At 63.7% G+C, this 25,048-nt stretch carries 24 protein-coding genes and 1 pseudogene; 8 read left to right on the plus strand and 17 right to left on the minus strand.

Features of this window, described 5'->3' with window-relative positions; translation table 11 throughout:
• Nucleotides 1–88 precede the first annotated feature (88 nt).
• On the plus strand, nt 89–334 hold the full coding sequence (locus tag JJE66_RS01685) for a GlsB/YeaQ/YmgE family stress response membrane protein (RefSeq protein ID WP_200512402.1): 246 nt from the start codon (nt 89–91) through the stop codon (nt 332–334).
• Between the two features lie 96 nt (nt 335–430).
• Nucleotides 431–1,273 carry a MoxR family ATPase gene (locus tag JJE66_RS01690; RefSeq protein WP_200469484.1) on the plus strand — a complete coding sequence of 281 codons (843 nt, stop codon included), beginning with the start codon at nt 431–433 and terminating at the stop codon, nt 1,271–1,273.
• Nucleotides 1,274–2,198: 925 nt separating this feature from the next.
• Here JJE66_RS01690 and JJE66_RS01695 read toward each other — a convergent pair.
• The 8 genes from JJE66_RS01695 to JJE66_RS01730 form a co-directional block, all read right to left on the minus strand.
• Complete coding sequence (locus JJE66_RS01695; protein WP_200512403.1) at nt 2,199–2,522, minus strand: immunity 53 family protein; 324 nt, start codon at nt 2,520–2,522, stop codon at nt 2,199–2,201.
• Between the two features lie 119 nt (nt 2,523–2,641).
• Complete coding sequence (locus JJE66_RS01700) at nt 2,642–2,935, minus strand: BrnA antitoxin family protein (protein WP_200512404.1); 294 nt, start codon at nt 2,933–2,935, stop codon at nt 2,642–2,644.
• Complete coding sequence (locus tag JJE66_RS01705; protein WP_200512405.1) at nt 2,922–3,182, minus strand: BrnT family toxin; 261 nt, start codon at nt 3,180–3,182, stop codon at nt 2,922–2,924. The genes JJE66_RS01700 and JJE66_RS01705 overlap by 14 nt, the downstream gene beginning before the upstream one ends.
• Before the next feature lie 190 nt (nt 3,183–3,372).
• Nucleotides 3,373–5,019 (minus strand): GMC family oxidoreductase, encoded by a 1,647-nt coding sequence (locus JJE66_RS01710; RefSeq protein ID WP_200512406.1) that lies wholly within the window; start codon nt 5,017–5,019, stop codon nt 3,373–3,375.
• Between the two features lie 16 nt (nt 5,020–5,035).
• Complete coding sequence (locus tag JJE66_RS01715; RefSeq protein ID WP_200512407.1) at nt 5,036–5,629, minus strand: GNAT family N-acetyltransferase; 594 nt, start codon at nt 5,627–5,629, stop codon at nt 5,036–5,038.
• Nucleotides 5,630–5,736: 107 nt separating this feature from the next.
• Nucleotides 5,737–6,675 carry an SMP-30/gluconolactonase/LRE family protein gene (locus tag JJE66_RS01720; RefSeq protein WP_200512408.1) on the minus strand — a complete coding sequence of 313 codons (939 nt, stop codon included), beginning with the start codon at nt 6,673–6,675 and terminating at the stop codon, nt 5,737–5,739.
• Nucleotides 6,676–6,810: 135 nt separating this feature from the next.
• On the minus strand, nt 6,811–7,644 hold the full coding sequence (locus JJE66_RS01725; protein WP_200512409.1) for an AraC family transcriptional regulator: 834 nt from the start codon (nt 7,642–7,644) through the stop codon (nt 6,811–6,813).
• Nucleotides 7,645–7,848: 204 nt separating this feature from the next.
• Nucleotides 7,849–8,208, minus strand: a complete 360-nt coding sequence (locus JJE66_RS01730) for a hypothetical protein (protein ID WP_200512410.1) — start codon at nt 8,206–8,208, stop codon at nt 7,849–7,851.
• 183 nt (nt 8,209–8,391) lie between these two features.
• On the opposite strand from JJE66_RS01730, the gene JJE66_RS01735 reads away from it, so the two are divergent.
• On the plus strand, nt 8,392–8,616 hold the full coding sequence (locus tag JJE66_RS01735; RefSeq protein ID WP_027529381.1) for a hypothetical protein: 225 nt from the start codon (nt 8,392–8,394) through the stop codon (nt 8,614–8,616).
• Between the two features lie 280 nt (nt 8,617–8,896).
• Here the strand turns inward: JJE66_RS01735 and JJE66_RS01740 are convergent, their stop codons facing one another.
• A complete protein-coding gene (locus JJE66_RS01740; RefSeq protein WP_200512411.1) occupies nt 8,897–9,553 on the minus strand; it encodes a glutathione S-transferase family protein in 657 nt (218 codons plus the stop codon).
• Nucleotides 9,554–9,733: 180 nt separating this feature from the next.
• On the opposite strand from JJE66_RS01740, the gene JJE66_RS01745 reads away from it, so the two are divergent.
• A complete protein-coding gene (locus tag JJE66_RS01745; protein WP_200512412.1) occupies nt 9,734–10,957 on the plus strand; it encodes a polyhydroxyalkanoate depolymerase in 1,224 nt (407 codons plus the stop codon).
• Nucleotides 10,958–10,969: 12 nt separating this feature from the next.
• Here JJE66_RS01745 and JJE66_RS01750 read toward each other — a convergent pair whose 3' ends face one another.
• The 6 genes from JJE66_RS01750 to JJE66_RS01775 are packed head-to-tail and all read right to left on the minus strand — an operon-like array spanning nt 10,970 to nt 18,723.
• The gene (locus tag JJE66_RS01750) at nt 10,970–12,838 is read right to left on the minus strand and encodes an ABC transporter ATP-binding protein (RefSeq protein ID WP_200512413.1); all 1,869 of its coding nucleotides are present in this window, start codon (nt 12,836–12,838) and stop codon (nt 10,970–10,972) included.
• Between the two features lie 9 nt (nt 12,839–12,847).
• A complete protein-coding gene (locus tag JJE66_RS01755; RefSeq protein WP_200512414.1) occupies nt 12,848–13,774 on the minus strand; it encodes a glyoxylate/hydroxypyruvate reductase A in 927 nt (308 codons plus the stop codon).
• A gap of 13 nt (nt 13,775–13,787) precedes the next feature.
• Nucleotides 13,788–15,116: an FAD-binding oxidoreductase gene (locus tag JJE66_RS01760; RefSeq protein WP_200512415.1), complete on the minus strand. Its 1,329-nt coding sequence runs from the start codon at nt 15,114–15,116 to the stop codon at nt 13,788–13,790.
• A 58-nt stretch (nt 15,117–15,174) separates the two neighbouring features.
• Nucleotides 15,175–16,050, minus strand: coding sequence for an ABC transporter permease (locus JJE66_RS01765; protein ID WP_200512416.1), 876 nt, complete (start codon nt 16,048–16,050; stop codon nt 15,175–15,177).
• A 3-nt stretch (nt 16,051–16,053) separates the two neighbouring features.
• A complete protein-coding gene (locus JJE66_RS01770; RefSeq protein WP_200512417.1) occupies nt 16,054–17,004 on the minus strand; it encodes an ABC transporter permease in 951 nt (316 codons plus the stop codon).
• A gap of 27 nt (nt 17,005–17,031) precedes the next feature.
• A complete protein-coding gene (locus JJE66_RS01775; RefSeq protein ID WP_200512418.1) occupies nt 17,032–18,723 on the minus strand; it encodes a peptide ABC transporter substrate-binding protein in 1,692 nt (563 codons plus the stop codon).
• Nucleotides 18,724–18,929: 206 nt separating this feature from the next.
• Between JJE66_RS01775 and JJE66_RS01780 the strand changes: the two genes are divergently transcribed.
• The 3 genes and pseudogenes from JJE66_RS01780 to JJE66_RS01790 all read left to right on the plus strand — a co-directional run bounded on the left by JJE66_RS01780 (nt 18,930) and on the right by JJE66_RS01790 (nt 20,708).
• Nucleotides 18,930–19,562: a helix-turn-helix domain-containing protein gene (locus JJE66_RS01780; protein ID WP_200512419.1), complete on the plus strand. Its 633-nt coding sequence runs from the start codon at nt 18,930–18,932 to the stop codon at nt 19,560–19,562.
• A 64-nt stretch (nt 19,563–19,626) separates the two neighbouring features.
• Nucleotides 19,627–20,188, plus strand: a pseudogene (locus JJE66_RS01785) (response regulator); the annotation flags it as partial.
• Between the two features lie 70 nt (nt 20,189–20,258).
• Nucleotides 20,259–20,708: a cupin domain-containing protein gene (locus JJE66_RS01790; protein ID WP_200512420.1), complete on the plus strand. Its 450-nt coding sequence runs from the start codon at nt 20,259–20,261 to the stop codon at nt 20,706–20,708.
• Nucleotide 20,709: 1 nt separating this feature from the next.
• On the opposite strand, the gene JJE66_RS01795 is transcribed toward JJE66_RS01790, so the two are convergent.
• Nucleotides 20,710–22,272, minus strand: a complete 1,563-nt coding sequence (locus JJE66_RS01795; RefSeq protein ID WP_200512421.1) for a Tad domain-containing protein — start codon at nt 22,270–22,272, stop codon at nt 20,710–20,712.
• A gap of 320 nt (nt 22,273–22,592) precedes the next feature.
• On the opposite strand from JJE66_RS01795, the gene JJE66_RS01800 reads away from it, so the two are divergent.
• Nucleotides 22,593–23,666, plus strand: a complete 1,074-nt coding sequence (locus JJE66_RS01800) for a hypothetical protein (protein WP_200512422.1) — start codon at nt 22,593–22,595, stop codon at nt 23,664–23,666.
• 38 nt (nt 23,667–23,704) lie between these two features.
• On the opposite strand, the gene JJE66_RS01805 is transcribed toward JJE66_RS01800, so the two are convergent.
• The gene (locus JJE66_RS01805) at nt 23,705–25,048 is read right to left on the minus strand and encodes a cytochrome-c peroxidase (RefSeq protein ID WP_200512423.1); all 1,344 of its coding nucleotides are present in this window, start codon (nt 25,046–25,048) and stop codon (nt 23,705–23,707) included.

The following is a 25,048-nucleotide window of genomic DNA, read 5'->3' on the forward strand; positions in this document are numbered from 1 at the left end:
GCGCCTCGGCGAACCAATTCAACATGGACCGGGAAGCTTTTTGCTCTAGAATTGACCGTCTCAAGGGGTTGTTTTGGGGACGTTTGCAATGGGAATTCTCGCAGCGCTCATCATCGGCGCAATCGCCGGCTGGCTTGCCGGCAAGATTGTCCACGGGGCGGGATTTGGGCTGATCGGCAACATCGTCGTCGGCATCATCGGTGCGCTGGTCGCAGGCTGGGTGCTGCCGCAGCTCCATATCGAGCTCGCAACCGGCACGGTCGGCGCCATCGTGGATTCCACGGTCGGCGCGGTGATTGTGCTCGTCATCCTTTCGCTGATAAAACGGGTCTGAAAGCCTGACCGAACCAGGAACGGCCGCCATGAGCGGCCGTTCCCTTGTCGTGACCGGGGCGACAGCCTCGCGCCGACGATACCTCAAGGACGCGCAATGAAATTTACCGGCACCAAGGACTATGTTGCGACCGACGATCTCAAGGTCGCGGTCAACGCCTCGATCGTGCTGGAGCGCCCGCTCCTCATCAAGGGCGAGCCCGGCACCGGCAAGACGGTGCTGGCCGAGGAAGTGGCGAAGGCGCTGAACGCACCGCTTCTGACCTGGCACATCAAGTCCACCACCAAGGCGCAGCAGGGCCTCTACGAATACGATGCGGTGTCGCGCCTGCGCGACAGCCAGCTCGGCGATAGCCGCGTGTCCGACATCAAGAACTACATCAAGCGCGGCAAGCTGTGGGACGCCTTCGCCGCCGAGCAGCGCCCGGTGCTGCTGATCGACGAGATTGACAAGGCCGACATCGAATTTCCGAACGATTTGCTGCTCGAGCTCGACCGCATGGAATTCCATGTCTACGAGACCGGCGAGACGATCAAGGCCAAGCAGCGCCCGATCATGATGATCACCTCCAACAATGAGAAGGAGCTGCCGGACGCCTTCCTGCGCCGCTGCTTCTTCCACTACATCAAATTCCCCGACGCCGACACGATGGGCCGGATCGTCGACGTCCACTTCCCCGGCATCAAGAAGCGCCTGGTCGAGGAAGCACTGCGCATCTTCTTCGAGGTGCGCGAAGTGCCCGGCCTGAAGAAGAAGCCGTCGACGTCGGAGCTGCTCGACTGGCTCAAGCTGCTGCTCAACGAAGACATGAGCGTCGAGCAATTGCGGGAACGCGACCCGCGCAAACTGATCCCGCCGCTGCACGGCGCGCTGCTCAAGAACGAGCAGGACGTGCATCTGTTCGAGCGGCTGGCGTTCTTGAGCCGACGGGAAGTGTAGGCCGGCGGTGCACGTTCGCTGCGAAGGTCGAGGCACGGTGCCCCCACGGGGTCGTCCTGGCGAAAGCCAGGACCCATACCGCGTGATCTATCGATAAGACTTCGGGGCCAGTACCGCTCACCAAACCACTCCCTGGGGTAATGGGTCCTGGCTTTTGCCAGGACGACGTTGGGGTGGCGTTAGCTCTCACCACTCGTCATTGCGAGCGCAGCGAAGCAATCCAGAATCCCTCCGCGGCAAGACTCTGGATTGCTTCGCTGCGCTCGCAATGACGGAGCAATGGCCAATGATGTCGCTCTCCAATTCGCATTGTGGTCCGCAGACATACGTCCGCATCCTCGCGGCGCATCTCGCCCGAGCTTTGCTTGCACTCAACACCCTCTTCAAACAGAGGGCGCAGGGAAGGCCGGGTGCCGGCTTGGCACCCACGGTCCGCTGTGCGCATGTAGCGCAAAAGGACTGCACAGCGGCATACAGGTGCGGCCGAACACACGGCCTTCCCTGCGCAATGGGTTGACGGCTTATGCCGTGCTCTCCCGGGAGCCGAATTCCTTCTGGCCTCCCTCGCCCCGCAAATTGACGATGTGGTTGACCCGGTCGGGCGCTCCACACCTCCGCGAAGGGCTTGACCGTAGCGACGACGGTCGGGACCACACGGTTTTGCCGTACGCGTTTCAGCGTCGCTCGTCCGCACGCGGGTTTTCGGGCTCACAGGGACTACCCGCCCTGCCCGCCCCATCTCGTGCCGACGCTGCCGCGTCCACCGCAACCCGGCCCGCGTTTCGAACGACTCGCGAACCGCCCCTCTTCGTCGGGCCGGGCTGTTTCGATGTATGCCGCAATTCCGAATTTCGGTAAAGTGGAATATTTTTGCAGGGAGGGGTTGACGGGGTGGCGGGTGTTTTGCCCGACGGACGCGAAGCTTTCATTCACGACTCTGCGCTGCCGTTTCGGCCCAGTGCAGGAAGATCGCGATCACCTCACGAAGCCTGTTGGGAGGACACGCACCCGCGAATATGTCGTCCTTCACGTTACAATGGAAGAATTCCCGGTGATCGCTTGATTGCGGTTTGGCAATTTCTTCGAAGGTGCGGCCGGACAAATATGTGTCCCTAAGTTCCACCTTGAAACTCCAGCCGGGATTGTCCAACGTCTCGATCGTGATGCCGTAGGTGTGCTCCCAATCTCCATTGCATTGAGCCGCATACCAGCGCTCCAACCGTTCAAGCACGTCGCCTGCGTCCTGCATCGGGGTTGTGTCCGTTGGATGAAGGGCTCGTAGGGTGGGTTAGCGTCAGCGTAACTCACCTCTTTTGCTTCCGCACTTGCCGGTCGAAAACATCCGACCTGAAATAGCATCGTTTCCACTCACGACGCCTTGCGCTTGACCGCCTTGCGCAAGGTCTCGTCGATCCGCGATTGCCAACCCGGCCCGGTCGACTTGAAATGCTCGACCACCTCCGGGCTGAGACGCAACGAGACGAGCTTCTTGGTCGGCGATTTGTTCGGACCTCGGCCCTTCCGAATGGATGCGCTGAGGTCAGGGAAGACTTCGGAGAACGGCCGGGCCTTGGCGAAATCCGCCTTTGTCAGCTCCGGATTGTCACTGACCTCGCGCAGATCCTTTTTAGTGTAGCCTGACTTCTTTCTAGCGCTCGGCATAGAGTTTCCTTTCGCTAAGGCTGGCAGGCCGCATGCTGATGACGCTGACGCCCTCGCGCCCCAGCCGGGCGAACACCACAACAATGACACCCCGGATGCTTACGTCGATCGCGACCCAGCGCTTGCTCTTGTTATGCGAGGGAACGACCAGCGCATTGTCGAAAAATGTCTCGTTGAGATCGGCGAAATCCAACCCGTGCTTATTGAGGTTGGCAAGACGCTTGGGTTCATCCCAGACGATTTTCATCAGCTTTAAGTGTAGTTACAATTTAGCCGGCCGTCAAAGATTTTTGTAGCTACAAGATAACGACTTCGTAGGGTGGGTTAGCGTCGGCGTACCCCCTCTTTTGTCTCCGTAGCGAGAGAAGCGGTGGGTTACGCCGCGCGAACTGCGCTTCGCGCAGTCGCGGGGCCAACCCACCCTACGCAGCTGTGCGCTACGCCACCGCAACGTCCGGAACGCGCGCGGCTTCCATGGGCGCCTTGCCGCGGATCAGGTCCGAGGCGCGGTCGGCGATCATCATCGTGGAGGCATTCAAATTCGCCGAGATCATGCGCGGCATCACGGAGGCGTCAATCACGCGGAGGCCTTCGAGGCCGTGGACGCGGAGCTGATCGTCGACCACCGCCCAACTCGAGTCCGCGGGGCCCATGCGACAGGTGCAGCCGGGGTGGAAGGTGGTGGTGCCGCGCTCGGTCGCGGCGGCGAGGAATTCGTCGTCGGTGTTGATGTTGGGGCCGGGGAAATCCTCGTAGGCGTAATAGGGCGACAGCGGCGCGCTCTTCAGGAGGCGCCGTGCGAGCTTCATGCCGCCGACGATGACGCGGCGGTCGAGCTCGGCATCGAGATAGTTGGTCTGGATGATCGGCGGCGCGAACGGATCAGATGAGCGGATGCGGACATAGCCGCGGCTCTCGGGGCGCTGCTGCCAGGAGGCGACGGTCATGCCGGGCTCGTCCTCGAGCTGACCCTGCACGCCTTCCTTGTAGGACGCGGGCGTGAAGGTGAGCTGGAGATCAGAGCTGTCGGCACTCTCGCCGGAGTGCCAGAAGCAATAGACCATGGTCGGTGACAGCGACAGCAGGCCGCCGCGCGTGGTCGCCCATTTCAGTGCCTCGATCCACAGCGAGAAACCGCGACGAAGCTCGTTGATGGTCTTGATATCCTTGACGCGCGCCACCGTGCGCGGTGCGTAATGGTCCTGCAGGCCCTCGCCGACGGGCAGCGCTTGGCGCACCTGGATGCCGTGGGCGCCCAGCAGATTCGGCGAGCCGATTCCGGAGAGCTGGAGCAGCTGCGGCGAGTTATACGTGCCGCCGGACAGGATCACTTCCTTGTTGGCGCGAACTTCGACCGGTGTACCGCCCTTGCCGCCCTTGGTGTAGCGCACGCCGACGGCGCGCTTGCCCTCGAAAAGGATCTCGGTCGCATGCGCATGCGTCTGCACATGCACATTGGGCCGCTTCATCGCGGGTTTCAGGAACGCGGTCGAGCCGGACACGCGCAGGCCCTTGTCGATGGTGCGCTGGCAATAGGAGACGCCCTCCTGAATCCTGCCGTTGTAATCGGGGTTGCGGGGAATGCCGAGCGAGACCGCGCCTTCCATGAAGGCTTCGCAGAGCGGATCGCGCCAATCCATGGTGGTGACGGTGAGCTTGCCGTCGCGCCCACGGAACGTGTCCTCGCCCTCGCCGACCCGTTTTTCCAGCCGCCTGAAGTAGGGCAGCACGTCGGCATAGCCCCAGCCGCGATTGCCCATCTGCGCCCAGGTGTCGAAATCCATGCGCTGGCCGCGATTGTAGATGTGTCCGTTGATCGAGGACGAGCCGCCGAGCGTCTTGCCGCGCGGCGCGTAGATGCTGCGCCCGCCGGTGTAGGGGCCGACCTCCTGCTGATAGGCCCAGTTGATGCTCTTCATATGGAAGGTCTTGATGAAGCCCGCCGGCAGATGGATGTAGGGGTGCCAGTCGCTCGGACCCGCCTCGAGCACGCAGACGCTGGTATTCGGATCCTCGCTGAGGCGGCTGGTGAGGACGCAACCGGCGGAGCCCGCGCCGATGATCACATAGTCAAATCTATCCATGATGCCTCGGCCGCCTTTAGCGCGGCTTGTCGTTGAGTTGATAATTCAAATGCGTCTTCACCGTCGGCCATTCGGCCGCGGTGATGCTGTACACGACGGTGTCGCGCAACGTACCGTTCGGTGCGACCTGGTGACTGCGCAGAATGCCGTCCTGCCTGGCGCCAAGGCGCTCGATGGCGCGGCGGCTCTGGTGGTTGAAGAAATGCGTGCGGAATTCGACCGCAATGCAGTTCAGCGTCTCGAAGGCGTGCGTGAGCAAAAGCAGCTTGCACTGCGTGTTGAGCGGGCCGCGCTGCGCGCTCTTGCCATACCAGGTCGAGCCGATCTCGACGCGGCGGTTGGCGGCATCGATGTTCATGTAGGTGGTCTGTCCCACGATCTTGCCGCCGGCGTCGAACACGGTGAACGGCAGCATCGAGCCCGCGGCCTGGAGGCCGAGGCGACGGTCGATCTCCTTGGCCATGTTCTCAGGCGTGGGGATCGCGGTGTACCAGATCGTGGAGAGCTCGCCGTCCTTCACGGCCTCCACCAGCCCCTCGCGATGCTCTTTCGACAGCGGCTCGAGACGGGCGTGCTGTCCACGCAGGGTGACGGGATCAGGCCAGGGCATTGAAGTCTCTCCTTCGTCATTGCGAGCGAAGCGAAGCAATCCAGACTCTTACCGCCGAGGCAGCCTGGATTGCTTCGTCGCTTCGCTCCTCGCAATGACGGCTTGGCTCACTTGTTCAAAAAATTCAACGGCAAACCGCCGCGCGGCCAGTCCATGGCGACGAGTTCGCCCTTGCCTGACAGCGTGATGTAGGCGGTCTTGAGCTCGGGGCCGCCGAAGGCGATGTTGGTGGTGACGCGGTCGCCGGTCGGGACCTGCTCGACCAGGGTGCCGTCGGGCGCGATCACCGAGATGCAGCCGGAAACGAGGGTGGCGACGCAGACATTGCCGCCTGCTTCCACCGCGAGCGAGTCGAACATCTGGTAGCCGCCGAGGCCGCAGATCGGCTTGCCCCGCTCGCCGCGATAGATCACGTCGCGCGGCTTCAGCGTGCCGGGCGCGGAAAGCTCATAGGCCCAGAGCCGCCCCGTGGGCGTCTCCGCGATGTAGACGGTGTTTTCGTCCGGCGACAGGCCGATGCCATTCGCCGGCAGCACGCCGTGCACGACTTCGACGATCTCGGTCATGCCGGGCTTCAGATAGTACATGCCGCCGACATCCATCTCGCGCGCGCGGCGCTTGCCGAGATCGGAGAACCACAGGCCGCCGTGCTTGTCGAACACGAGATCGTTGGGCCCACGCAGATCGTGCTCGCCGCATCTGGTCACGACGGTCTCGATCTTGCCGGATTGCAGGTCGACGCGCTGGATCGAGCCGCCGAGATAATCCTCGGGCTGCGGACCCGGCATGATCATGTTGCGGGTCGGAATCCAGGAGAAGCCGCCATTGTTGCAGATGTAGATCTTACCGTCGGGCCCGAGCGCGGCGCCATTCGGGCCTCCCGGCACTTTCGCAACGACCTCCTTGCGGCCGTCGGGATGAACGCGGGTCAGGCGCTGGCCGCGGATTTCCACCAGCACCACCGAACCATCAGGCATCACGACCGGCCCTTCGGGAAATTCGAGGTCGGTGGCGAGAACGCGGACGTTGGGCGTGGCAGTGGACATTTGGGGGACCCTCCCGGCTGCTTGTTATGGCTTGCTCGGGATGTCCGGCACGGGCCCCGCTGGCAAGTTTTGCCAGCGGTTATGACAAAGTAGGTCCCCCTTGCCAAGCAAGCGGGCGCAATGCTGCGTTGCGCGCTATTCCCGCACCGGCACCCAAATCTCGAAGCCGCCATTGCCGGTCACCGGGTCGAACTTCTCGTCGTAGCGCTCGAAATTCGGTGCGTCCGCAGCCTTCAGGCCGGAGGCCGGCAACCATTGATTCCAGATCGTGTTGACGGTGCTGCGGATCGAGGCGACGTGGTCGGTGTGGGTGAACACCGCATAGCGCTGCCCGGGGACGCGGATGCGGCCGAGCCCGCGCGGCAGATCGGAAAAGTCGCCGACTTCGACGCCGGCGATGTAATCGAAATTGCCGGAATCGTCGCCGTTGCAGCAGACACCGTAAGCGACATCGCCGACGCGCGCAGGGATATCGGCGACCTCCTGGTGGAAGCGCTGCCACAGGCCCGGTATGACGGCGCCGTTGTCGCAAGTGATGCGCTCGGAGAGACCGGCGATGAGGAAAGCCTTTGCGGTTTCGAAACGCGGTGCTTTGAGATTGTCTGATATAGTGGACTTCATGAGGATCGGCTCCTGAAGCTGAAGATGGTTGGCGCATGTCGCGGCCCGCACCGCTTCGGGCGTGGTGCCGAACTGGTCGCGGAACGCGCGGGTGAATGCTTCGTGAGAGCCGTAGTCCGCCTCCAGCGCCAGCGACAGAATGTCCGGCGCGCCCTTCGCAAGCGTGCGCGCCGCTTCACTCAGCCGCCGTGCGCGCACGTAACGCATCACCGGCAGACCGGTGGCTGCGGCAAACGCACGCACCATGTGGAACCGCGACACGCCTCCGATCGCCGCAATCTCGTCGAGCGTCATCGGCTCGGCCAGATGGCTCTCGATGTACCAGAGCGCGCGCTGGGCTGGGTTCATCGGTTACGACTCTCGTTCGAAGCAAGGCCGGTTTAGGCGAATGCAAGAGGATGCGCTTGATCGGCGTTGCGGTCCGGCAGAATCGTAGGGTGGATTAGCCGAAGGCGTAATCCACCAACTTCGTCCCGCATTCGCTGAAACATGGCGGGTTACGCCCAGCGGACTGCGCTTCGCGCAGCCGCGGGGCTACCCCACCCTACAAGCCTACTTGTCCTTCGCATCCTTCGGCGGCGGGGCGTCCTGCTTCTTCTTCACATCCTCCGCCGTCTTCACTTGTGCCGTCTGCAGATCGCCGAGCGTCTTTTGCAAGCCGGCGAGCGTCACCTTCAACGCATCGATCTGGCGGTTGGCGGCGTCGAGCTTCTGCTGGTGATCGAGATTGAGCTTGGTAATCGTCTTCTGGAGGAAATCGACATTGCTCTGGAGGCAGCTGGTGCGCCGCTCCATGGTCTTCTCGACCGTGCAGATCTCGATGCCTGGCACGTCCTGCGCGTGCGCCGGCACGTGCGCCAGCGCGACGAGCGGTAACACGGCGAAACAAACGGCAGCGATCCGGCGCGGCATCCAGGTTCCTCTTCAAATCGATCACGGCAATTTGCGCCTTTCGCGCAGAGCTGCGTGAAGCTACCACACTCGCACCGCATTCTCGCGTTGAGCTTGGCGTGTTCCCTTGGACGGGGAGCAGTGAACCGCGCGCGGAAGAAGTGGGCGCTCTCTCCGCGGCTTTGATTAGGGGAGATTTTTGGAATGGCAACGCGCGATAGACGTCTGGCGGAATTCGATGGCGCCGGCGAACCACCACCTGGCCTGCCGGTCGAAGTCTTGTGCGAGGACCATAGCGGAACGTATCAGCTGCCGTTCGCCTGCCGCTATGTCGAGGGTCGCTGGCAAAACGACGCGGCCGGCGTCCCGGTGGAAGCCACCGTCATCGGCTGGCGCGTGCCGCGCATGAAGCATTCCGGCGTGGCCTGACGGCGCGCGTCTGTCTCAAAATGCAACGGGGTCGCGCTCAGGCTTAACCTTCGGAACGCGGCCCGAACGAATCACGTCCGAATCAGCCGTTTGGCCCCGTACGCGGCTGTTCACGGCTAGATGTCGACACGGCCCTGCCGAGGCGCACAAGATATGCGCAGCGGACATGCCGCCCGCGCCGCCGACCGGCGCCAAAGGTTAACGATGGCAATGTCTTAGAGGTCGGCGAGGACCTAGCTGGTCGCCGCCCCGGAAACAGGCAGCGCCGAACCAGACCTGCCTAATATTCGACCTCAAGCTCCTCGATCTCGGCCGGCTCTTCGTTCGCCGCCGCGATCCATTCCTTCATCTCGGGCATGGCCATGATGGTGTCGGCATAGGCCTTCAGCCGCGGCTCGAGCCTGACGTCATAGGTCACGAAGCGCGTCACCACGGGGGCGTACATCGCATCCGCAATGGTGCGCTTGTCGCCGAACAGGAACGGCCCCCCTGATTTCTCCAGGCAGTCGCGCCAGATCGCCCAGACGCGATCGATGTCGGCCTGGGCGCGCGACCAGATCTTGAAGCCGGGGAAATGCCCCTTCAGATTGACCGGCAGCGAGGCGCGTAGCGTGGTGAAGCCGGAATGGATTTCGCCGCAAATCGAGCGGCAATGCGCGCGCTGGATGCGGTCCGCCGGCAAGAGCCCGGCGTCCGGCATCGCCTCGTTGAGATATTCGGCGATCGCGAGCGTATCCCAGACCGTGGCGCCGTCGTGGCGCAGGCAGGGCACCAGGATCGACGACGACAGCAGCAGGATTTCGGCACGTGCCGACGCGTCGTCCGGCGCGGTGACGATCTCCTCGAAATCGAGCCCGGAAAACTTCGTCAGCAGCCAGCCACGCAGCGACCAGGACGAGTAGTTCTTGCTGCTGATGGTCAGTGTCGCTTTCGCCATATGGCCCTTCCCTTACGCCTGTGAGCAGCACCTCGCCCGGCCCGCCGGGCTGCTCATGACCTGTGCTTCCCACGAAACACCCCGCTTCAACAGCAAGCGACGTGCCAATTTTGAGGGCGATTTGACTCCAGCTTGGCTTCGATATTGCATAGCAACACGGGGACAGTTGGGCGTTTCAGAATGATGTCGATGTATTATCAGGCTTTTCAGAATCACATGGATTTGACGGCGCCGTTTCGGGCGGGCGCCTCGTCCGCGCTCAAATTCCTCAATCTGGTGCCCCAGGGCGTGTCCCACCAGGTCGTCGGCCGGCTTTCGGCGGCGCTGGAGTTGATCTCGCGCTCCACGCTCACCTACGACCGCCCGGCCTACGGCATCGACAGCGTGATAGTGGGCAATCGCGAGATCGCGGTCCGTGAAGAGGTTGCCTACGCGACGCCGTTCGGCTCGCTGCTGCATTTCAGGAAGGAGGGCGTCACCGAGCAGCCGCGCATGCTGCTGGTCGCGCCGATGTCCGGCCATTTCGCGACGCTTCTGCGCGGCACCGTGAAGACGCTGCTGCAGGACCACGACGTCTACATCACCGACTGGCACAATCCGCGCGACATTCCGCGCAACGAGGGCCGCTTCGGGCTCGACGACTACACCGATCACCTGATCGACTTCCTGGGACAGCTCGGCCCGCGCCCGCACATGGTCGCGATCTGTCAGCCCTCGGTTTCGGCGCTCGCGGCCGCCGCTGTCATGTGCGAAGGCAATCATCCCTCGCGGCCCGCGACGCTGACGCTGATGGCGGGGCCGATCGACACGCGGATCCAGCCGACCAAGGTCAACGACTTCGCCAAGAGCAAGCCAATCGACTGGTTCGAGCAGAACCTGATCAACTACGTACCGGTGCAGTGCCGCGGTGCGCTGCGCAAAGTCTATCCCGGCTTCGTGCAGCTCACCGCGTTCGTCTCGATGAATCTCGAGCGCCACATCAAGCAGCACATGGATCTCGCCAACCACATCGCCAAGGGCGAGAAGGAGAAGGCCGCGAGCATCAAGACCTTCTACGACGAATATTTCGCGGTGATGGATCTTCCGGCCGAGTTCTACATCGAGACCGTGCGCGACGTGTTCCAGGAGCACCTGCTGCCGCAGGGCAAGCTGATGCACCGTGGCCGCCCCGTGGACACCAAGGCCGTCGGCCGCATGGGGCTGATGACGGTCGAGGGCGAAAAGGACGACATCTGTTCGATCGGCCAGACGCTCGCAGCGCAGGACCTCTGCACCGGCGTCCGCGCCTATCGCCGCGTCCACCACATGCAGGCCGGCGTCGGCCATTACGGCGTGTTTTCCGGCAAGCGCTGGAACAACGAGATCTATCCGCTGCTGCGGGATTTCGTGCACGTCAATTCGTGAGGCGGCGGCCCATCAGGCCGACCACTCCTCGCCCCAGACCTGGACGACGTGGCCGGGCGAGACTTCACGGTATTGCCGGACCGGCGGCTGGTAGTCGGGCGCGCGCACCGGGCTTCTGATCTCGTCGTTCGCGACCCCGCGCTTGGTGCCACGGCGCGAGGGATCTGGCACCGGCACGGCAGCCATCAGCTTCTTCGTATAGGGATGCTGGGGATTGCCGAATACAGCTGCGCGCGGGCCGGTCTCGACGATCTCGCCGAGATACATCACCGCGACGCGATGGCTCATCCGCTCCACCACCGCGATGTCATGGGAAATGAAGAGGTAGGCGAGCGCCATGCTGGCCTGAAGGTCGAGCATCAGATTGACGACCTGCGCCTTGACCGAGACGTCGAGCGCCGAGACCGCTTCGTCCGCGACGATCAGTTTTGGTCCGAGCGCGAGCGCCCGCGCGATGCAGATGCGCTGGCGCTGACCGCCGGAGAATTCGTGCGGAAAGCGCGCGGCCATGTCGGTGGTGAGACCGACGCGAACGAGCAGGTCGGCGACCTGCTCGCGCGCTTGCGACGCCGTGGCGAGCCCATTGGCGAGCAGCGGGGCCGCAATCGCCGTTCCCACCGACATCCGTGGATTGAGGCTTGCGAACGGATCCTGAAACACGATCTGCATATGCTTGCGGAAGCCGCGCAAGGTGCGGCCGTTCATGGCGAGCACGTCCTGGCCGTCGATCAGGACGGTGCCGGCGTTCGGCTCAGTCAGCTTGAGAATCGAGCGGCCGGTGGTCGACTTGCCACAACCGGATTCGCCGACCAGCGCCAGCGTCTCGCCGGCACGCAGAGTGAAGGAGATGTTCTCGACCGCGTGGACGCGGCCCGAGAGCTTGCCGAAAATGCCTGAGCGGATCGGAAAGCGCGTCGTGAGATTTGACACCTCCAACAGCGGCCGCTCGGCGATCGAGACCGTATCCGGCGTCTCCGTCGGTTCGTCCGAGGTGCCCGTCACCTTGTCGACGATCGGAAAACGCATCGGCCGCACGCGGCCGTCCATCGAACCGAGCCGCGGCACGGCTGCGAGCAGTGCGCGCGTGTAGGGATGCGAGGGCGCGGCGAAGATACGCGAGGTCGTGTCGGTCTCCACCGCCTGCCCGCCATACATCACGACGGTGCGGTCCGCGATCTCGGCGACCACGCCCATGTCGTGGGTGATGAAGAGGATCGACATCCCCTCCTCCTGCTGGAGCTGCTTCAAGAGTTCCAGGATCTGGGCCTGGATTGTGACGTCGAGCGCCGTGGTTGGCTCGTCCGCGATCAGGAGTTTTGGTTTGCAGGCGAGCGCCATCGCGATCATCACACGCTGGCGCATGCCGCCGGAGAAGCGATGCGGATGCTCGTGAAAGCGCGATTTCGCCGCGGGAATCCGGACGCGGTCGAGCAGACGGATGGTCTCGGCCTCGGCCGCCGCCGGCGACAGGCCGCGATGCTGGATCAGAGCTTCCGCAATCTGGAAACCGATGGTGAGCACCGGATTGAGGCTCGTCATCGGTTCCTGGAAGATCATGGCGACGTCGTTGCCGCGGATATCTTTCATATCAGCTTCAGGCAGCGTCAGCAGGTCGCGGCCGGCAAGCGTGACGCGACCCTCGACACAACCGCTCTCCTTCGGAACGAGCCGCATGATCGAGAGCGCGGTGACGCTCTTGCCCGAGCCGGACTCGCCGACGATCGCCACGGTCTCCCGAGGCGCGATGTCGAACGAGACGTTGCGAACCACGGGAATCCATTGCCGCTCGCGCATGAAGGACGTGGTGAGGCCGGCAACCGACAACACCGGCGCCTGCGCCTCGGCTGCGACTTGGTCAGGTACGCTTGCGCCGATGTTCATGCGAATGTCCTAATAGCCGCGACTACGATCGACGCACCCGGGCAGCTCTTCGCCGCGGCGGTGACGTGCGATGACGTCGAGCACGTAGTCGACGGCGGTGTCCGGGCTCGTCATGCTGGCATTGTGCGGCGTCAGCAGGATGCGCGGATGGCTCCAGAACGGATGGCCCGCGGGCAGCGGCTCGGGATCGGTGACGTCGAGCACCGCACCCGACAGCGCGCCGCTGTCGAGCGCTGCGAGAAAATCGGCTTCGACGAGATGCGGGCCACGCCCGACATTGACGAGGGAAGCGCCGCGCGGCAGGCGTGCGAACAGGTCTGCGTTCAGGATGCCGCGCGTATCGTCGGTCAAGGGCAGCAGGCAGATGAGAATGTCGGTCTGCGCGAGGAAGTCGGGCAATTTATCGATGCCCGCATAACAGGTGACGCCCTTGATCTCGCGCGGCGAGCGGTTCCAGCCTAGAAGCGGAAAACCGAACGCCTTGAAGCGTTCGAGCACGGCCTGGCCGAGCTGGCCAAGCCCCATCACGCCGACACGGCGCCGCTTCGCCGGCGTGATGCGGATCTCGCGCCAGACCTGTTCCTTCTGCAGAGAGATGAAGTCGAGAAGGTCGCGATGCAGGGCGAGCACGGACATGGTGACGTATTCGACCATGGTCTCGGCGATGCCGGGCTCCAGCATGCGAACGAGCGGGATGTGCAGTGGAACTCTTGTGGCGTCGAACTGATCGACACCGGCACCGACCGAAAAGACCAGCTCGAGATTGGGGAACGTCGCGGCGATGTCGTCCGGCGGCACCCACGCCACGAGGTAGCGAACATCCGCGGGATTGCCGATGTCGGGCCACAGCCGGAACGGCAGATGCGGCGCGCGCTCCGCGAAGAAGATCGCCCACTCCGCGCCGCGCACCATGTTGGCCTTGTAGAGAACCGTCATGCCGCGAGCGCCCCTAGAACGGGCTGACCGGCGCGAGCCGCCGGCCGTCGATCATGCGCTTGTGGCTGTAGGCCGCGGGATCGACCAGCGGCGTCGAGCCCGTCACGATGTCGGCGGCGAGCTTGCCGGCCGCGGGACCGATGCCAAAGCCGTGGCCGGAGAAACCGGTCGCGAGGAAGAAGCCGGGCAGCGCGTCGACCGGAGAGATCACGGGAATGGTGTCGGGCGTGCAGTCGATGGTGCCGCCCCAGGCTTCTGCGATCTCGATGTCCTTCAATTCCGGGTTCGATTTGATCAGCGCGGCGAGTGCCGCATTGACCAGCGACATGTCCGGTGCGGGATCGCGCACGCGCTCCGTCTCGAAGGGCGACGGCTTGTCGAAGCCCCAGCTGGTGCCGCGCACGATCTGGTCGAAGAACGACTTGCCGAACGATATCTTCAAGCCATTGCGGCGATGCAAATAGGTCGGCCAGAAGGTGCGGGCGTAGCGGAACAGATCGGGCGAGAGCTCGACCGTGCCACGGTTGCGCAGCGCGAGTGTGAAGCCGCCGTCGAGGCGGCGACGAATGCAGTAGAAATCGGTGCCGAGCGCGCCGGAGGTGATCTCCGGGCCCGGCGTGGTCCGGCATGCGGTGGCGTTGACGAGGCCGATCGGCAGCTCGATGCCGTGGCGGCGGCAAAACAGCGACGACCATGCGCCGCCCGACAGCAGCACGGATTGCGTACGAATGGTGCCCTTCTCGGTGACGACGGCACTGACGCGTCCGCCTTGCGTCTCCAGCCCGCGCGCGGCGCAGCCCTGATGGATCGTGACGGAGTGCTTTCGCGCGGCGGTGGCAAGCGCCGGCACCGCCATCGACGGCTCGGCGCGTCCGTCGCTCGGCGTATGCAGGCCGCCGACCCATTTGTCGGTATTGCCGGGCATGCGCTCGGCGATCTCGGCCGGCGTCAGGACGGTCGAATGCACCTGCATCTCGCGTGCCATCGCCGCCCAGCGCTCCCAGCTCGCAAGCTCGTCCTTGCTCTTGGTCAGGAACAGCACGCCGGTGCGGCGGAAGCCGGCATCCACACCGGCATCGTTCTGCATGTCCTCCCACAGCCGCAGCGCCTCACGCGCCAACGGAATTTCCTCACGCGCGCGCCCCTGCTGACGGCACCAGCCCCAATTGCGGCTCGACTGCTCGCCGCCGACATGGCCCTTCTCGACCAGCGCGACGGAGAGGCCTTTCTTCGCGAGATGATAGGCCGCGGAGACGCCGATGACGCCGCCGCCGATGACGACGACGTCCACCTGCGCCGGCAGGCGTTCGTCGCTGTTTATACGATTGAGCGGCGGGGACATGGGACACTCCAGATATTCAGTTCGATCGAAGCAAATTGGCTCGTCATGTGTTTGCAGATCATGGGATGTTCATCCGCGGGTCGAGCGCGTCGCGCAGGCCGTCACCGAGGAAGTTGAAGCTCGTCACCGCGAGCGTGATGGCGAGGCCCGGCGCAATCGCGAGCCACGGCGCGCTGGTGAGATAGATCTGCGCGTTGTTGAGCATGTTGCCCCAGCTGGCGGCCGGCGGCTGGATGCCGTAGCCGAGATAGCTGACGTAGGATTCGAGCAGGATCGCCTTGGCGACGTTGAGCGTCGCCGCCACCACGATCGGTGCCATCGCGTTGGGCACGAGCTCGCGGAACATGATCCGCAGGTTCGACGAACCGAAGGCGAGCGCCGCCACTGCAAACTCGCGTTCGCGCAGCGAGCGGACCTGGGCTTCGACGACGCGCGCCACCGCCATCCAGGCGGTGGCCGCGATCAGCACCGTGGTGGTGACAGGGCCCGGTTCGGTCAGCGCCGCGAGCGCGAGCAGCAGGAAGATCGTCGGAAAGCACAGCACGGCGTCGACGAGCCGCATCAGGACCGCGCCAACCGCGCCGCCATAGAAGCCGGCGAAGGCGCCAACCACGATGCCGACTGCCATCGCGATCACCATCGCGACGATGCCGATCGACAGCGAGATGCGCCCGCCCATCACCAGCCGCGCCAGCACGTCGCGGCCGAGTTCGTCCGTACCGAGAATATGCGCGCCGGAAAGCGGCGGCGCGAACCGCTTCAGGATATCGATATAGGTGTCGTCGAATGGCAGGAGATAAGGGCCGAGGACCGAGCCGAAGACGAGCACCAGAATGATGACGGCGCCCGCGAGCGCGAGCCGATGCCGGCGGAATCGCCGCCACGCGGCCTGGCCGGGCGCGGGCTGGACAGTCGAGAGCGTCGCGGTCGTCATCGCCTAGCCCACCCGGATGCGCGGATCGACGACGGCATAGAGGATGTCTGCGAGCAGCGAGCCGATCAGCACCATCATCGCCGAGAACATCAGGATGCCCATCACCACGGGGTAGTCGCGGTAGCCGATGGAATCGAGGAACAGACGTCCCATGCCCGGCCAGGTGAACACGGTCTCGGCGACCAGCGCACCGCCGAGCAGCGTCGGAAACTGAAGGCCAGCAACCGTGATCATCGGAAGCATCGCGTTGCGAAGCGCGTGCACGGTCAGGATGCGCCATTCCGGCATGCCCTTTGCGCGCGCGGTGCGGATGTAGTCGTGATTGATGACCTCCAGCATGGAGGAGCGCATGAAGCGGCCCCACATCGCGGTCTCGACCAGGGCCAGCACCATCGCTGGCGCAATCAGATGATGCAGCAGATCGAGGAAAGAGCCGTCGCCGACGGTCTCGCGGTTGCCGGCTGGCAGCCAGCCGAGCGTCACCGAGAACACGTAGATGGTGACGAGGCCGAACCAGAAGGTCGGGATCGACAGCGCGATCATGGCGCCGACCGTTGCAAGCGTATCGAACAGCGAGTATCGCCGCAGCGCGCCGAGGATGCCGATCCAGCAGCCGAGCAGCACCGCGATGATGGTCGCCGTCGCCATCAGCTCCAGGGTGGCGCCGAGATGTGAGGAGATCACCGACAGCACCGCCTCGCCGTCGCGATAGGACTTGCCCCAATCGCCTTTCAGCATGCGGCCGAACCAGTCGAGATACTGGATCGGCAGCGGACGATCGAGCCCGAGCTGTTTGCTGACGCGGTCGAGATCCTCCTGCGTCATCTGCGCCGAGGCGGCGTATTGCGAGAGCGGACCGCCGGGCGCCAGATGCAGGATGGCGAAGCCGATTGCGGAGACGATCACCAGCAGCATGACCGCTTGCGCCAGGCGATTGGCGATGTAACGGGCCATGTCAGGCGATCCAGCGCGCCGGATGCATCAGGCCCAGTACCATTCGCGGATGTTCCAGCAATTGATCGAGGTGTTGATGTTGGGACGGAAGCCTTGCAGTCCCTCCTTCACGCCCTCGGCGATGAAGCCCTGGAACAGCGGCAGGATCGCGAGGTCGTTGCGGATGAGCTTTTGCAGGTCGCCATAGGTGGTCTTGCGCTGGGCGAGATCGAATTGCTTGGCGCCTTGCGCGAGCAGCCGATCCGCCTCCGCGCTCTGGTATTGATAAGTGTTGTAACCGCGGCCGCCCTTGGCTGGGATAGCGCCGGAGCCGAAGCGCGGCGTCACGTCGGGATCGCTGCCGAGCATGAAGTTCACGCCCACGATCACCGAGTTGAACTTCGACTGCTGCCAGAAGTCGCCCCAGATCACGGCGGCCGGCATGTTGTTGACGCGCATGGTCGCACCGATCGCGCGCCAATCCTGGATCAGGAGCTGCTGGGTCTGCTCGCGCACCGCATTGCCTGAGGTCGTCGAGTTGGCGAATTCGAGCTTGACGCCCCCCTTCTCGCGCACGCCACTGGTGCCGCGAACCCAACCGGCCGCATCGAGCAGCGCATTGGCTTTGGTCGGATCGTATTTGTGCTGCGGCAGCCCCTGCTGGAACGACCACGCCTGCTGCGGCACGAAGCTCTCGGTCTGCGTCGGCAGGCCGTAGTTCAGCGTATCGATGATCGCCTGCTTGTTGATGGCGAGGTAGAGCGCCTCGCGCACCGCGCGGTCGGCGAAGGGGCCGAATTCCAGGTTCGGCGCGATGTGCTCCACCGACGATGTCGCCGAGACGACGATCTTGTGCCCCTTCAGCGTCTTCGCCTCCTGGACGAAGTTCGGCAGGATGCCTTGCAGGCCGGTGTAATCGACCTGGCCGGTGCGGAACTGCGTGTAGAGCACGGTGAGGTCGGGGATGTATTTGAAGACCACGCGTTCGACGTACGGCCCCTTGCCGTGGTAGCCGGTGTGGGCATTGAGCAGGATGTGGTCGCCGGGCACGCGCTCGCCCCAGCGGAACGGCCCGGTGCCGACAGGCGCATTGTGGAACGGCGACGAATTCGGGTCGGACACCTTCTCCAGGATGTGCTTTGGCACGATGAAGGTGAGCGATCCCAGGATGGACATGTAAGGCGAGTACGCCGCCTCCATGCGCCAGTGAATCTCGTCGGCCGCAACGACCTTGATGTCCTTGACCAGGCTGTGGCCGACGCGACTGCGTGCGCGGAAGTCCGGATTGTTGATCAGGTCGAGCGAGAATTTGACGTCATCGGCCGTGAAGGCCGTGCCGTCGTGCCATTTCACGTCGCTGCGCAGCTTGATCTTCCAGGTCAGGCCGTCGGCCGATAGGCCGCCGTTCTCGATGGTGGGGACTTCGCGCGCAAGGTCGGGAACGAATTTTCCGTCGGGATCGATGAACCAGAGCGGCGAGAACACCTGCCACCAGACGCCTTGGTCGACCTCGATGCCGGGCATCAAGGGATGGAAGACGGTCGGCTCCTGCGACAGCGCCGCAATCACCTGCCCGCCTGGCTTGTCCGGTGGATTACCCGGACGCTCGGTCTGTGCAAAGGCGTTGCCTGCAAGGCTCCATCCTGCCGCGGCGCCTGCGCCGAGCTGGAAGAACTGACGGCGATTCGGAATGCCGAGATGCAGTGCCCCAACGCCGAATTTCCCGGTGTCGTCCGCCATGACCACTCTCCGTTTTCGCACGCGGCACCGTCTCCCGCGTCCCGAAACCCCGGCAAAGGGACAGGAGTGGGCTTTAGTGCTTCTAAATTTTTCAGCCAAAATTTCATCACGACTAAATACAGCTGTCAATCACCTTGCTAAGATGCGCGACCATTTCACACCGCAGCCGGCCATTCCGGCGGCGAGATCATGCACGGGAGAGCGACATGGACGGTCGCGGCAACACCAACGGACCGAAGGGCGTCCCGACGATCGAGGCCGACGGTGCGATCGACCAGCGCCTCGGCGAGACGGTGCGGCTGCTGCGTCAGCGCGCCGGCCTCTCGATCCAGGACGTCGCCACCAGGACCGGCCTCTCCAACGGCATGATCAGCCAGCTCGAACGCGCGCGCGCGATGCCGTCGATCCGCACGCTGCGCCTGCTCAGCATCGCGCTCGAGGTTCCCATCTCCTACTTCTTCGAAACAACCGATACCGCCGATGTGCAGCAGTACATCGTGCGCAAGAACAGTCGGCGGCTGTTGCGGCTCACCGCCAGCGGCGTCGTCAAGGAGGCGCTGACGCCCGAAGGCAAAGGCCAGCTCGAGCTCTACGAGCTGACGCTCAATCCCGGCGCCTCGTCCGGCACCGACTTTCTGCAACACACCGGCGAGAAGGCCGGCTACATCCTCTCCGGCAGCCTGCGGCTTTGGCTCGACAACCAGGCGCATGTGCTCGAGGCCGGCGACAGTTTTCGTTTTCCGAGCATCGTGCCGCACATGTTCGACAACCCGACCCAGCAGGCCGCGCGCGTGATCTGGGTCACGACGTTGCAGCAGACCGATTCGCCGGCAGGTTGAGCCCCGCGGAACGCCCGCGCCCCGATAACGCCGGAAGTTGCCCTCGACCTCGCCGCAGAGAGTCGAAGAAGGCCGCGGCACGACATTCACGATCTATCTGCCGAAGGCCGAGACCAGCGCCCTTCGCCCCGCAGGCTATGACGCGCGCAAGATCGTGCGTGGAACGGAGACCATCCTCTGCGTCGAGGACGACCGCGGCGTCCGCCGATACGTCACGGGTGCAGCTGAAAAGCCCCGGCTACAAGGTCGTCCCTGCCGCCAGCGCGACCGAAGCGCTTGCCATCGCCGCCGACGGCACGCCGTTCGACCTGCTGTTCACCGACACCGTGATGCCCGGCGGCATCAACGGGCGCGAGCTCGCCGAGCAGATGGTGGCGGCGCGGCCCTCGCTCCGGGTGCTATTCACGTCGGGCTACGCCCACGACTCCCAGCACGCACCAGGAGGCATCACCATGGGTGCGCCGCTGCTGACCAAACTCTATCGCTAGGCCGAGCTCGCACGCATGCTGCGCCGCTCGCTCGACACCGCCGTCGATGCCGCGGGAGACCAGATCCCGACGCCCTATTCGGTGCAGGCCGAGCTGGAAGGCTTTTTGCGCAAGCAGTCGTCGGATCGCGACGGCTAGCGCGGATGGACTCCGCACCGAGCCTGGGCAACACTCCGGTAGAGCCGGAATTTCCCAATGGAGGCGAGCCATGACGTCACTTGAAAAAGGCATTACCGCGAACGGCACCGGTTTTGGCGACAAGAGCTGGAACATCCTCGGCCAGGTCTATTTCCCCAAGGCCGTCGCCGAATCCACCTTCGCGTTCGAGACCAACAGCGAGCCCGGCCAGTTCGTGCCCGTACACATCCATCCGACCCAGGACGAGTTCATCCTGGTGCAGGAGGGCACGCTCGACCTCAAGCTCGACGGCCAATGGGTCAAGGCCCATGCCGGCGATCTCGTGCGCCTGCCGCGCGGCATCCCGCACGGTTATTTCAACAAATCCGACAAACCGGCCCGCGCGCTGTTCTGGGTCTCGCCAATGCAGAAGCTGGAAGCGCTGTTCACCCAGCTCCACAATTTGACCGACCCGGCCGAGGTCGTGCGCATCTCGGCCCTGCATGAGGTCGACTTCCTGCCGCCGGAGGCCAACGACTAGGCTAGTTGGTGATGCGGGCTTCGGACACCGCATGATTGAACATCGCGTTCAGCGCCGCCGTGATGTCGGCCGGCGTGTTCGCGGTGTAGAAGAAGCCGGGCGAGGCGCAGTTCTGCAGGCTCGTCGGAATATTCGGGATGTTCCAGTTGGCGTAATCGTCCTCGTCGCCGGCGAAGGATGTGTTGACGGGATCGATCTTCTGATAGGGAATGTACAACACGGAGACGATGATCCCGCGATTCTTCAAAGACGTGCACGACGTGGCTGGGTTGATCGTCGTGGCGTGGTTGCTGCCGGACCAGGAGCCGTTCGGAACACCCTTCATCTGCGGGTCCTGCGCGCCGTCGGTCACAAGGAAGACATAGGGCAACGTGTTGTTCCACGCGCTGCCATCGCCCACGCTGACGATCAGCGTATTCACTCCGGACAGCGCGTTGTCGATATGCGTGCCGCCGGAGCCCAGATTCGCATTCGTATTGGTATCGAGCAGCGTTGCCAGATTGGCGGCGGCGTAGTTGATGGTGGAGGGATTGGTGGTCGAACCGTTGATGCTGCTGGTCAGCGGAAAATACGAATAGAGATACTGGATGAAGGGATAGAGGCCGATGCGAAACTGGTTCGCCACCTTCTCGGTGCTGTTAGCTGTGGCGAACAACTGGTTCACCGCATAGCCGACGGCGTCCAGACGCAGCTGAATGCACGAGTCAGTCCCGTCCGTCGGACAGTTCGCCACCGTTGAAAGATTCGAGTAGAGCGAATTCGGCAGGCCGGAGACGATCGACGACGGCAGTTGAACGCCCATAGGGTTGCTGGCCTTCGTGGTGAGAAGGCCCTTGTATCCACTCTGGCTGACGCGCGAGATCGCATAGCCGAGACAGTAATTGTTCGTGGGGTAGCCCTGTGTTCCGGAATCCGTGCAGGCGCTGTTCTGCGGCGAGAAATGGCAGGCGAGCGTGCAGCCCGTCGGGTATTGCCGGTAGTTGTCCGGATTGATCGACTGCATGCGCTGGGCTTCGGCGGTGGTCGACGGCAGGCCCATCGATCCCGAAACATCCAGCGTGAGATAAAAATCGAGATAAAGGGGCAAGGTCGTGGAGGACGACGAGCTGCCGGTCACGGTCAACTTCTTGTAGCCGAGAAGCTGCATGAAGGTGACAGGAACGTCGGCGCTGAATTGCACGTTCGACGCCAGCTTGTTTCCGGTCTTGGTGACGGTGCTAGTCACAGCCAGGTTGGTGTAGCTGCCGGAGAACGACGAAACATTTCCGTTGAAGATGTTGTTCGCTTCCGTGACGCCGGCGGAAACCGAACCGTTCGAGGTCATCGCCATCGCAGCGTTATACCCAGCCGAGTTTATCGAGATCGAGGCGACGCTGGCCGAATCCGACGAGCTCTGCAGCTTGGCTTTGACGCGCGTCGCCATACTGTAGTCGATGGCACATCCGATCGCCGTGATGATCGGCACGAGGGCGATTGCGAAAGTGACGGCGGTATTGGCATTGGTGTCGCGCTTCAACCGCGGCATGAGTCGTCCAATACGGACGATCGTTTCGAGAATTGCCATTGCCAAGCCCCCGCTCGACGGTTCGTTCTGAAATGACCGAGATGAATTGCAGGAAGATGATACGAAACTGACGCCAGGACCAACGCGCGGTAGCGAAAATGATGAACTTCGCGCAGGACGACTCGCGTCGCCCCTCGTGCGAGGCGTGCATTATGCCGATGCGAAGCTACTGAAACGTAAAGGGGTTTCGTCAGCCTCCGGTAAGCTCGCCCCGGCTCATCCGTTGTTCTACGGAGATAAGAGCAGACCCTCCTCGACCGGCGCGGCGCAGATGCTTACGATCTGCACAGCCCCCGAATCGACAGCCGATGGAACACGCGATGCGACCAGGACCTCATGCCGCTGCGGCCGTCGCAGCGCTTGCCTTGCTCCTCACGACGCCCGCCGCGAGCCAGACGCAAGTGCTCACGCCGAAGCAATCGGATGCGCTCGCGGCTTACGACCGCGCGCTCGGCGATTTCAAATCGGTCCTTGCCGAGCGGCGCAGCCAGATCGAGGCAAAGCAGCCTTTGCCGAACCTGCCGGGACAGGCTCTTTATCTCGCGCGCGTCGCGGTGATCAGCACATACAAGGATCTCACCGACGCGATGCCGTCGCGGATTGGAAAGCCGAACAGGTTCGAAATTCCCCCGGCCTATTTCGATGCCGAGATCGAGCCGCTGGTCGACGAATATGCCACGCTCTTCGAGATCATGGAGGCGCCCCCTACCGACGCGCAGAATTCGGCAACACCATTCAAGGACGTCGTCGATCTCGGCGCTGCGATTGCGCGGGCGAAAGGACTTGGGCCGGCTGACGCAGCCGCCGCAGGCCGCATCAGCCTGGGACTGTTCTATGCCGAGACGAACGGCAAGCAGAACGTCCGCAACGGGCGCTCGAACACCTACATGGGCAGCCTGCAGACCGGCCCGTCCGAAGATCGGAATGGCCAGCGGAAATGGGAGGCCATCAAGGGCGCGATCGCGGCCGCCGATCCCGCACTGAACGCACGTGACGACAAGGAAGAGGCACGATCCCGCGGCACGGATCGCCGCTTCAATCACTGGACCAATGTGCGCGACGGCCTCATGAACGCGCATGCGGAGCTGTTTGCCGAGATCCCCGCGATCGTGAAGACGCTGCCCGATCCGATCGACCAGATGAAGCTGTTCGAGCTGATCCAGATCATCCCGACGCCGACTCGCTCCGCGCTGAAATCGGGCGACCTGCTGAACTACAGGGTGTCCAGTCCCACCATCATGAAGCACCTGCGCAACAACAGCATTTTTGCTTTTGGACAAGCCGACCGGGCACGCAATTCGGCAAGCTTCCGCGAGATCCTCGGTGCGATGTGGCTGTTCAAGCGGAAGTTCCAGAAGGCAATGGCGAAGTATGCGGAGATCAAGCCGCGCTAGCAGCAGAGCGCGCTCCAACGCTGCGCTGGACGCGCCTTCTAGTTCTCCACCTTGTAGCCGTCCGTCAGCGTCTTCAGGAACGCGATGATGTCAGTCATATCCTGATCTGTCATCGCCGGCTTGTCGCCGAGGTGACGATCGAAGGGCGGATCGGTCACGTCGACATTGGCGTGATACTTTTGCGGCAAATCGTCGTATTTCTGCGCCGTGCCGTCGGCAGCATGCGCGAACACCTTTTCTGGATCTGTGTCGCGGAAATTGTAGAAATCCATCACCTGTTCGAGGGTGCTGAAAACGCCGTTGTGGAAGAAGGCGTGGCGGGTCGCGGTGTTGCGCAGCGTCGGCGTCAGGAACATGCCGCAATATTGCGTCTGTTCCGCGACGTCGGTGCGTTGCGGGCCGCAGACGCCGAGATCGAAATAATTCGGCTCGCGATTGCCGGCGAGCGCGGCATTGCGCGGCGCGCCGAGCGCCTCGTACTGGTGGTCGGTGAAGAGCGGCGGCAGGCTGTCGCGGGTCGGCGCTGAGATGTGGCAGCCGGCGCAATTGGCCTTGTCGGGATCGTTGAACAATTGCAGGCCGCGCAGTTCGCTCTCGGACAGCCGCGCCTTACCTTCAAGCCAGTAGTCATACTTGCTGCTGTAGGGATGGAAGCTCTGCTCTTCAACCTGGTAGCGCGCGACGGCAAACATCGCCTCCGCGATCAGGAGCCGCTGGTTTTTGAGTACACCCGCGCCGAACAACTCGACGAAGCGCTGGACGTAAGGTGCACGGCGCAGCTTGTCCACAACGATCTCGACCCTGCCGCCGTCCATCTCGTTGGGATCGAGCAGCGGAAACAGCGCCTGGCCCTGAAGCGTATCGGCGCGACCGTCCCAGAACAGGCCGCCCTGCGGCACGATGTTCGCCGACGCGCCAGTGCCGCCCGCGGTCTTGGTCGTGCGCGCGGCCCGCTGACCGAGCGCGGCCATCTGCGCGAGGTCAATGATATTGTCGTCGTCGCCCTTGTCGGGGCCGATGCTGAAATTCGGCTGGCGCTCAAGATAGGTCAGCGACGGCACCGCGCGTGCGCCTTGCTGCGACAGCGTGGCGCCGCCGAGCATCACCGGTCCGTCATTAGGCGGGCCGTAGGCGTGATCCGGGCTGTGGCAGGACGCGCAAGAGAGCCTGCCTGAGGACGAGAGAGAGGTATCGTAAAAAATCTCCTTGCCGAGGAGAGCCATCGCGGACAGTGGCGCGACTGGCGGACGATAGAGATGAACCGGGTTCGGATTGACGCCCGACGGAGTCGCCTCGGCCAGCCCCTGCGTCTCGACCGCAAAGACAGCGCCGGCCAGCGAGAGCAGGCCGGCGCCGAGGAGCCACAAAGTGCGGCTGTGCAT

The organism is Bradyrhizobium diazoefficiens (assembly GCF_016612535.1).
Taxonomy (GTDB): domain Bacteria; phylum Pseudomonadota; class Alphaproteobacteria; order Rhizobiales; family Xanthobacteraceae; genus Bradyrhizobium; species Bradyrhizobium diazoefficiens_C.